Source organism: Kitasatospora sp. NEAU-CNBT7 (assembly GCF_057220535.1).
In genome coordinates this window covers 106,121-114,293 of sequence record NZ_JBXQQB010000029.1, presented here as the reverse complement: position 1 = coordinate 114,293, position 8,173 = coordinate 106,121, and the positions used below count along the sequence as shown (strand labels likewise).

Genomic DNA, 8,173 nt, shown 5'->3' with positions numbered 1-8,173 from the left:
GAAGACCATGGTGCCGGCGACGAAGGCGGTGCCGAGCATGATGGCGAGGGCGGTCATCAGCAGTCGGCCCTTGTGGGCCAGCACGTTGCGCAGTGCGGTGCGGTACATGGTGGTTGCCGTGTCCTGGGGTCGGTGGATGGGGATGGACGGGTGCCGGTGGTCAGCCGGGGGTCAGCTGGTGCGGCCCTTGGCGTCGAAGCGGCGCATCCGGTCCAGGACGGTGTCGGCGGTGGGGTGGTGGAGTTCGTCGACGGTGCGGCCGTCGGCGAGGAAGACGACGCGGTCGGCGTAGGAGGCGGCGACGGGGTCGTGGGTGACCATGACGACGGTCTGGCCGAGTTCGCGGACGGAGTTGCGGAGGAAGGAGAGGATCTCGGCGCCGGAGCGGGAGTCGAGGTTGCCGGTGGGTTCGTCGGCGAAGACGATGTCGGGGCGGGAGGCGAGGGCGCGGGCGCAGGCGACGCGTTGCTGCTGGCCGCCGGAGAGCTGGGAGGGGCGGTGGGTGAGGCGGCCGGAGAGGCCGACGGTGTCCACGACGCGTTCCAGCCAGGCCTGGTCGGGCTTGCGGCCGGCGATGTCCATGGGGAGGGTGATGTTCTCCAGGGCGGTCAGGGTGGGGAGCAGGTTGAAGGCCTGGAAGATGAAGCCGATCTTGTCGCGGCGCAGGCGGGTGAGCTGCTTGTCCTTGAGGCCGACGAGTTCGGTGCCGCCGATGGTGGCGGAGCCGGAGGTGACGGTGTCGAGGCCGGCCATGCAGTGCATGAGGGTGGACTTGCCGGAGCCGGAGGGGCCCATGATGGCGGTGAACTCGCCCTGGCCGAAGGCCACGCTGACGTCGTCCAGGGCGACGACCCGGGTCTCGCCCTCGCCGTAGACCTTGTTCAGGCCGACGGCGCGCGCGGCGGCGGTGGTGGTCGTCATCGTGGTCACGGGAGGGCTCCTGCCGGAAGGGGGAACGTGGATCGGATCCATCCTCCGTGGCGCATCGGCGCAGCCTGTCGGCCTGCCGGACGGTTGGCCGTACCCCGCACGGTCGGGGGCGGCGGGGGCGGCTCTCCTCCTACGGGATGACCCGCCCCCGGGCTACGGGATGACCCCGCCCCCGAGTCCGGAGCGCCCGGATCAGGGTCGGGGGGTGGGGTGGACCGAACCCCCGGGTTCCGTGCTGCCACCCTCGTCCCGGGCGGGCCGCGGCGGAAGGCTGGAGGAAACACCCCGACTCGCCCACCTGGTGGTTCCCATGGACAGGCCCTTCTCCTCCGTCGTCCTCGCGGTGCTCCGGACGCCGTTCTCGGCCCGGACCCGGCGGGAGGCCGGCTACCTGCTGGCCGCGCTGCCGGTCGCCCTGGTCTGCATCCCGCTGGCACTGGTCGGCGGCCCGGCCGGCCGGATCCAACGGGACCTGGTGGCACGACTGTTGGGCCGCCGGATCGAGCCGCCGCAGGGCGGGCGGTTCGCCGCCCTCGCGCACGCCGTGCTGAGCCTGCCGCTGGCGGTGGCGGGTCTGGCCGTCACCGTCTACGGGTGGTCGCTGGTGCCGCTGAACCTCGGCTGGCCGCTGCGTCCGCTGCTCGGCATGGGCAGCGGCGACTACGCCGACGCCTGGGGCGGCCCGACCTTCGCCGGGGCGTGGGCGCTGCACGCGCTGGTCGGCGGTGTCGGCTTCCTGCTGCTGATGCCGTGGATCGGCCGGGGCCTGACCGCCCTTCAGGGCCGGCTGGCCGCGGGCCTGCTCGGCCCGCGCCGGATCGGGCCCGGCCGGGCGGCCCTGCTGGCGCTGCCGGTCGCGGCGGCCGCCGCGGTGGTGGCCGTCCCGATCGTGCACCAGCTGTGACCGCCGCCGGCCGCGGGGCGCGGATGGCCGGCCCGCCCTCCCCGGTACCGGGCCCGGCCCGGCGCGGGCGGCCCGAGCGGGATCGGCGCCGCGCCGGGCAGGCTTCACCCCGTCGCGGCCCGCTGCACCCCTCCACCCGCCTGCGGCCGGGAGGTGCCACGTGCCGGACGTACCGGGCGCATCGCCCGGGTCCGGCCCGGGACAGGGGCGTTCCGGCGGCGGGCCGGGCCGGGCGGCCGGGGCCGCTCCCTGACGGGCGGCGGCCGCCCGACCGGGATCTAGAGTGATCGTCATGTCCCCTCCTGTGGCCGGGTCCGCGGCGTTCCGGCCGGTGGCCGCGCTCAGGGCGCCGTTCCGCCGCCGGTCCCTCGCCGCGGTGCTGCACGCCCTGCTCGCCCTGCCAACGGCGCTCGCCGGGGCCGTCCTGGTCCCGGCCGGGCTGGTGGCCGGCGGTCTGCTGTCGGTGACTCCGCTCGGTCCGTGGCTGCTCGCCCTGACCGTACGGGGGGCGCTCGCGCTCGGCGCCCTCCAGCGGGCGGCCGCCCGGCGGCTGCTCGGGCTGGCCGTCGAACCGCCGCTGCGGCTCAGCGCGCCCGGGGCGTTCGGCTGGCGGCGCTCCGTCCTCACCGACCGGGCCGGGTGGCGGGCCGTCGGCGCCGCGCTGGCCGCGCCGTTCACCGCGCTGTGGCCGCTGCTGGCGGTGCTGACCGGCTACGTGTACGGCGTGCTGCTGATCCTGCACCCGCTGCTGAAGCGGTGGAACCACACCGCCGTCCGGGGGCCCGACGGCTCGGTGCGGCAGGTGTCGCTGCACCTGGCCGGGGTGGAGTGGGACAGCTGGCCGCGCTGGCTGGTGCCGTGCGCGGTCGGGCTGGTCCTGCTCGCCTCCGCGCCGTGGCTGCTGCGCTGGGCGGGGGCGCCGCAGCGCGCCGTGCTGCGGGCGCTGCTCGGCCCGGACGCCGCCGACCGGCGGATCCACGATCTGGAGGAGACCCGGGCGCAGGCGGTCGACGAGGCCGCCGCCACGCTGCGCCGGATCGAGCGGGATCTGCACGACGGCACCCAGGCCCGGCTGGTCGGCCTGGGGATGCAGCTGACCATGGTCCGCGAACTGCTGCTGGCCGGGGCCGGGAACGAGCAGCTGCTCACGGTCGTGGAGACCGCCCAGGGCAACGCCAAGCAGGCCGTCGCCGACCTGCGCGACCTGGTCCGGGGCATCCACCCGCCGGCCCTGGACGCGGGCCTGGACACCGCCCTCGCCACGCTGGCCGCCGACTGTCCGCTGCCGGTCCGGGTCACCGTGGATCTGGCCCGCCGCCCCTCCCCCGCGGTCGAGTCGATCGCCTACTTCTGTGCGGCCGAACTGCTCGCCAACGCCGTCAAGCACAGCGCCGCGCGCGAGGTGCGGATCACGGTGCGCGGCGGGCAGGCGGGCGACGGCGGGGCCGGGGTGCTGGTGCTGGAGGTCCGCGACGACGGCCGCGGGGGCGCGGTGGTCGGCGCGGGCAGCGGGCTGAGCGGTCTGCGCGCCCGCACGAGGACCGTCGACGGTAGCCTGACCTGCGAGAGCCCGGCCGGCGGGCCGACCCTGGTCACCGTCCGCCTGCCGTGCTGACCGCGGGCCCGGCGCGGGACGGCACGGCCAAGGACCGGCGCGGGCCTCGCACGGGACGGGCAGATCCGAGGGGGCACGAGGATGCGGGTGGTGATCGCCGAGGACTCCGCGATCCTGCGGGACGGGCTGGCGCAGCTGCTGGCGATGCGCGGGGTGGAGGTGGTCGCCTCGGTCGGGGACGGCGAGACGCTGCTCGCGGCGGTGGCGGCGCACCGGCCGGACGCCGCCGTGGTGGACGTCCGGATGCCGCCCACCGGGACCGACGAGGGGCTGCGGGCGGCGGTGCGGATCCGCCAGGAGCACCCCGGGACCGGGGTGCTGATCTTCTCCCAGTACGTGGAGACCCGGTACGCCGCGCAGTTGCTCGGTGACGGCGGCGCCGGGGTGGGCTACCTGCTGAAGGAACGGGTCGTCGACATCGGCGAGTTCGTGGACGCGCTGGCCCGGGTCGCGGCGGGCGGCACCGCGCTCGACCCGCAGGTGGTCTCGCAGCTGTTCGGCGCGAGCCGCCGGGCCGCCGTCCTGGACGCGCTCACCCCGCGCGAGCGCGAGGTGCTCGCGCTGATGGCGCAGGGGCGCACCAACCAGTCGATCGCGGCCGGCTTGGTGGTCAGCGAACGGGCCGTCGAGAAGCACATTGCCAACATCTTCACCAAGCTCGGCCTGCCCGCCGCGGACGGCGGCCACCGGCGGGTCCTGGCGGTCCTGCGCTACCTGGAGAGCGGCGCCTGACCGACCCGGCGGGAGCGGCACCGGCCGGGGCCGGGCGGCTCAGGCAGTCCGGCCGTCGACCAGGTAGAGCGCCGTCCCGCTGCGGCGGGCGCGGGACAGCGCGGCGAACCAGTGCCGCTGCGCGGGCTGCAGGACGGCCTGCCACTCCTCAGGGGTACGCCAGTCGTACCGGTCGTGCTCGGTGCTGAGCCGGACCGGGCCGGGGTCGGCGCGGCCCCCGTCGAAGCAGAAGTCAATGACGGGCGGCCAGCCGTCCGCTGCCGACCGGTAGTCCACGGCCAGCAGCGGCAGCACCCCGGCGAGCCGAATGCCGGTCTCCTCGTGGGTCTCGCGCAGGGCGGTCCCGTGCGGGTGCTCCCCGGGGTCGGCGAGTCCGCCGGGGATCTGCCACCAGGCGGGGTGCCCCGGGTAGGGCCGGGCCTGGTGGAGCATCAGGACCCGCCCGTCCGGGTCCGCGAGCAGCACGCCTGCGGAGACCACGTGGTTGGGAAGGCCGCGGGCGAACTCCTCGGCCGGCATCGTCGGGGCGGGGGTCGTCCCGGTCGGGGTGTGGGTCCCGGTCGTCACGCTGCTGCTCCTGTACGGGGTCGCTGTCCGGTCACGGCATTGTCCGCCCTGACCACGGCGGACCGTTAGTCGACGGATCATCACATCGGCGCGATCCCGCCGGACGCGGGCAGGAGCGACCGGACCCGCCGCCCACGCGCTCAGCCACCGCTCCCGAGCCGCCACGCGACCGGATACCGCCACGTCTCCGCACCTCCCGGACCGGGTGGGGGCGGGCGTCGCGGGCCGGGGTACCCGGTCTGTGACGGTGCCGGCCGGTCAGGCGTCCGGAGCGGGCGCGAAGGAGCCGTGGCGGCCCTCGCCCGCTGCGAAGCGGGCCGCGCCGGCGGTGGTGTCGGCGGCCAGCGAGACCTGGCCGTGGGCCCACTCGGCGGCCATCGCCGCGGTCTCGGTGAGGCCCTCCTGGCCGAGTACGGAGAGCCGGTCCTGGCGCAGGCAGGTCTGCGGGAAGCGGGCCAGCTCGGCGGCGAGCGCCTCGGCGGCGGCCCGTTCGGTGCCGGAGGGGACCAGGCGGTCGGCGAGGCCGATCCGGTACGCCTCCTCGGCGTCGACCGGGCGGCCGGTGAGGATCAGGTCCATCGCGCGGCCCGCCCCGATCAGCCGGGGCAGCCGGACGGTGCCGCCGTCGATCAGCGGGACGCCCCAGCGGCGGCAGAAGACGCCGAGGACGGCGTCCCGGGCGGCCACCCGCAGGTCGCACCAGAGGGCGAGTTCCAGCCCGCCGGCCACCGCGTGCCCGGCCACCGCCGCGATCACCGGCTTGCCGAGCCGCAGCCGGGTGGGGCCCATCGGGCCGGGGCCGTCGGCGGCCAGCCGGTTGCCCTCCGGGGTGCCGATGGCCTTGAGGTCGGCGCCGGCGCAGAACGTGCCGCCCTCGCCCCAGAGCACCGCCACGGCGGCCCCGTCGTCGGCGTCGAACTCCTCGAACGCCGCCAGCAGTGCGGCCGCGGTCGGTCCGTCGACCGCGTTGCGGGCCTCGGGGCGGGAGAGGATCACCGTCCACACCGGGCCGGACCGTTCCACCCTGACCGTGTCCTTCGTCATCGCGTCCACCCTCCGTCGGATCCCGGATCCCGGATCCCGGATCCCGGTTCGAAGCGCTGGTGTCGCCATCATGCCCCGGGCCGCCGCCGCACCACCCTTTCTCGTCCTGTTGACGATAATGATCTCGGCCAGTTATCGTCATACCGACGAGAAGAGCGACAGACCACAGAGGGGGCCGGCCATGGCCGACATCACCAGGCGCTTCGGGTTCCGCCACCTGCGCGCCGCACCCACCGCCCACATCCGCCACCTGCGCAGCGGGAAGCTCACCCACGAGGGCACCGGCCTGGCCTTCTGGTTCCGGCCGCTGACCGCGGCGATCTCCGAGGTGCCGGCCGACGACCGGGAGCTGGCGATGCTCTGCCACGCCCGTACCGCGGACTTCCAGGACCTCACGGTGCAGGCCACCGTCACGTACCGGATCACCGACCCGGCCGTGGCCGCCACCCGGGTGGACTTCGGCATCGACCCCGACACCGGCGTCTGGCGCGCGGAGCCGCTGGACCAGCTGGGCACCCTGCTCACCGAGAGCGCCCAGCAGCACGCCCTGGAGCTGATCGCGGGCCTGACGCTCCCGCAGGCGCTCGCGGCCGGTGTGACGCCGGTCCGGCAGAAGATCGCCGACGGGCTGACCGCCGACCCGCGGCTCACCGAGACCGGGCTGGCCGTGATCGCCGTCCGGGTCACCGCGCTGCGGCCGGAGGCCGAGCTCGAGCGCGCGCTGCGCACCCCGGCCCGCGAGCAGGTCCAGCAGGAGGCCGACCGGGCCACCTACGAGCGGCGCGCGGTGGCCGTCGAACGCGAGCGGGCGATCGCCGAGAACGAGCTCGCCAACCAGATCGAACTGGCCCGCCGGGAGGAGGAACTGGTCGGCCAGCAGGGCGCCAACGCGCGGCGGCAGGCCGAGCAGAACGCCGCCGCCGACCGGGTGCGGGCCGACTCCGAGGCCGCCCGCCGGACCCGGATCGCCACCGCCGAGGCCGAGGCCGCCCGGATCCTGGCGGACGCCCAGGCCGACTCCGAGCGGGTCCTGGGCGAGGCCAGGGCCGCGTCCGAGGAGGCCTGGCTGCTCGCCCACCAGCAGGCCGGTCCCGAGCTGCTGCACGCACTGGCGCTGACCAAGCTGGCCGAGCACCTCCCGAAGATCGACAGCATCACGCTCAGCCCGGACGTGCTCACCGGCCTGCTGTCCCGGCTCGGCCAGGCGCCGGCCGCCGGGGGCGAGCACCGGTGAGCCTGGCCCCGCGCGCCGTCCTGGTCCACCGCCGTACCGAGTACGAGGAGTTGATCGCCCGGCACGGCTCGCGCGGGCAGGCCGCGTTCTTCCTGGCCACCCGCGGCCGCTCGCCCGACGAGGTGGAGCAGCGCCACCACCTGGCCCGGGCCGCGCTGGCCGAGGTCGCGGCGGCGGTGCCGCTGGAGTGGCGGCGCTGCCGGGTGGAGCGCGCCGACCTGGACCGCTTCCTGTTCACGCCCGAGGACGTCGTGGTGGTGGTCGGCCAGGACGGACTGGTGGCCAACACCGCCAAGTACCTGTCCGGGCAGCCCGTGGTGGGCATCGACAGCGAGCCGGGCCGGGGCCTCGGGGTGCTGGTCCGGCACCGCCCGGCGGACGCCGCCCGCGCCCTGCGCGCCGTCGGCGCCCGCGGCGGGGAGGGCCGGCTGGAGGAGCGCACCATGGTCGAGGCGGTCGCCGACGACACCCAGCGGCTGCTCGCGCTGAACGAGATCTACCTCGGCCAGCCCAGCCACCAGACGGCCCGCTACCGGCTCGTGCCGGCCGGCGGCGAGGAGGAGGCGCAGGCCTCCTCCGGGGTGCTGGTGGGCACCGGCACCGGTGCGACCGGCTGGTGCCGCTCGGCCTGGCTGGAGCGGCGCAGCACGCTCGCCCTGCCGGACCCGACGGCGTCCGCGGTGGCCTGGTTCGTCCGGGAGGCGTGGCCGTCGCCGCTGACCGGCACCGGACAGGTGCAGGGGCTGCTGGCGGACGGCGAACGGCTGGCGCTGACGGTCGAGTCGGATCAGCTGGTGGCTTTCGGGGACGGTGTGGAGTCGGACGCGCTACGGCTAACCTGGGGTCAGACCGTACGCGTGGGGGTGGCGGTGGAGCGGTTGCGTCTGTTCGGCTGAGCCGCACAGCGCCGGGCGCGCGGACCCGGGGATTGCGCGCCCGGGGCGTGAGGATCCGGTGATGGTCCGCACACGAAGACCCGGCCGGCGCGCGCGTCCGGGTCACGCCCCCCGAACGCCAGTTCCCGCCCGGCGCGTCCCGCGACCCCCCGGACACGCCCGGCGGGCCCGCGCCCGGGTGCGCTCCCGGCCGCGCCACCCGGGCGATTCCGGCCTCCTGCGCGGACCCCCGTGTCCGGACGGCCCGAACG

8 protein-coding genes are annotated in these 8,173 nt (G+C 76.3%); 5 read left to right on the top strand and 3 right to left on the bottom strand.

What is annotated here, in order from left to right:
- Positions 1–171 precede the first annotated feature (171 nt).
- A complete protein-coding gene (locus AC2TEW_RS29900; protein ID WP_484626479.1) occupies positions 172–921 on the bottom strand; it encodes an ABC transporter ATP-binding protein in 750 nt (249 codons plus the stop codon).
- A 319-nt stretch (positions 922–1,240) separates the two neighbouring features.
- On the opposite strand from AC2TEW_RS29900, the gene AC2TEW_RS29895 reads away from it, so the two are divergent.
- The 3 genes from AC2TEW_RS29895 to AC2TEW_RS29885 all read left to right on the top strand — a co-directional run bounded on the left by AC2TEW_RS29895 (position 1,241) and on the right by AC2TEW_RS29885 (position 4,181).
- The gene (locus AC2TEW_RS29895; protein WP_484626470.1) at positions 1,241–1,834 is read left to right on the top strand and encodes a hypothetical protein; all 594 of its coding nucleotides are present in this window, start codon (positions 1,241–1,243) and stop codon (positions 1,832–1,834) included.
- 292 nt (positions 1,835–2,126) lie between these two features.
- Entirely contained in the window at positions 2,127–3,449 is a 1,323-nt protein-coding gene (locus AC2TEW_RS29890; protein WP_484626469.1) for a sensor histidine kinase, read from the top strand.
- Between the two features lie 81 nt (positions 3,450–3,530).
- Positions 3,531–4,181 carry a response regulator transcription factor gene (locus AC2TEW_RS29885; protein WP_484626468.1) on the top strand — a complete coding sequence of 217 codons (651 nt, stop codon included), beginning with the start codon at positions 3,531–3,533 and terminating at the stop codon, positions 4,179–4,181.
- Between the two features lie 39 nt (positions 4,182–4,220).
- Here the strand turns inward: AC2TEW_RS29885 and AC2TEW_RS29880 are convergent, their stop codons facing one another.
- Positions 4,221–4,748, bottom strand: a complete 528-nt coding sequence (locus AC2TEW_RS29880; protein ID WP_484626467.1) for an NUDIX hydrolase — start codon at positions 4,746–4,748, stop codon at positions 4,221–4,223.
- A gap of 258 nt (positions 4,749–5,006) precedes the next feature.
- Entirely contained in the window at positions 5,007–5,792 is a 786-nt protein-coding gene (locus AC2TEW_RS29875) for a crotonase/enoyl-CoA hydratase family protein (RefSeq protein WP_484626466.1), read from the bottom strand.
- 181 nt (positions 5,793–5,973) lie between these two features.
- Here AC2TEW_RS29875 and AC2TEW_RS29870 point away from each other — a divergent pair, with 181 nt between their 5' ends.
- Together AC2TEW_RS29870 and AC2TEW_RS29865 are read left to right on the top strand one after the other, a co-directional pair.
- Positions 5,974–7,026: an SPFH domain-containing protein gene (locus tag AC2TEW_RS29870; RefSeq protein WP_484626465.1), complete on the top strand. Its 1,053-nt coding sequence runs from the start codon at positions 5,974–5,976 to the stop codon at positions 7,024–7,026.
- Positions 7,023–7,922, top strand: coding sequence for an NAD(+)/NADH kinase (locus AC2TEW_RS29865; RefSeq protein ID WP_484626464.1), 900 nt, complete (start codon positions 7,023–7,025; stop codon positions 7,920–7,922). The genes AC2TEW_RS29870 and AC2TEW_RS29865 overlap by 4 nt, the downstream gene beginning before the upstream one ends.
- Positions 7,923–8,173: the final 251 nt, after the last annotated feature.

What these genes read in the sequence shown, in the direction of transcription:
- AC2TEW_RS29900 (WP_484626479.1), bottom strand. Translation starts at nt 921, where the DNA reads ATGACGACCACCACCGCCGCCGCGCGCGCCGTCGGCCTGAACAAGGTC.
- AC2TEW_RS29895 (WP_484626470.1), top strand. Translation starts at nt 1,241, where the DNA reads ATGGACAGGCCCTTCTCCTCCGTCGTCCTCGCGGTGCTCCGGACGCCG.
- AC2TEW_RS29890 (WP_484626469.1), top strand. Translation starts at nt 2,127, where the DNA reads ATGTCCCCTCCTGTGGCCGGGTCCGCGGCGTTCCGGCCGGTGGCCGCG.
- AC2TEW_RS29885 (WP_484626468.1), top strand. Translation starts at nt 3,531, where the DNA reads ATGCGGGTGGTGATCGCCGAGGACTCCGCGATCCTGCGGGACGGGCTG.
- AC2TEW_RS29875 (WP_484626466.1), bottom strand. Translation starts at nt 5,792, where the DNA reads ATGACGAAGGACACGGTCAGGGTGGAACGGTCCGGCCCGGTGTGGACG.
- AC2TEW_RS29870 (WP_484626465.1), top strand. Translation starts at nt 5,974, where the DNA reads ATGGCCGACATCACCAGGCGCTTCGGGTTCCGCCACCTGCGCGCCGCA.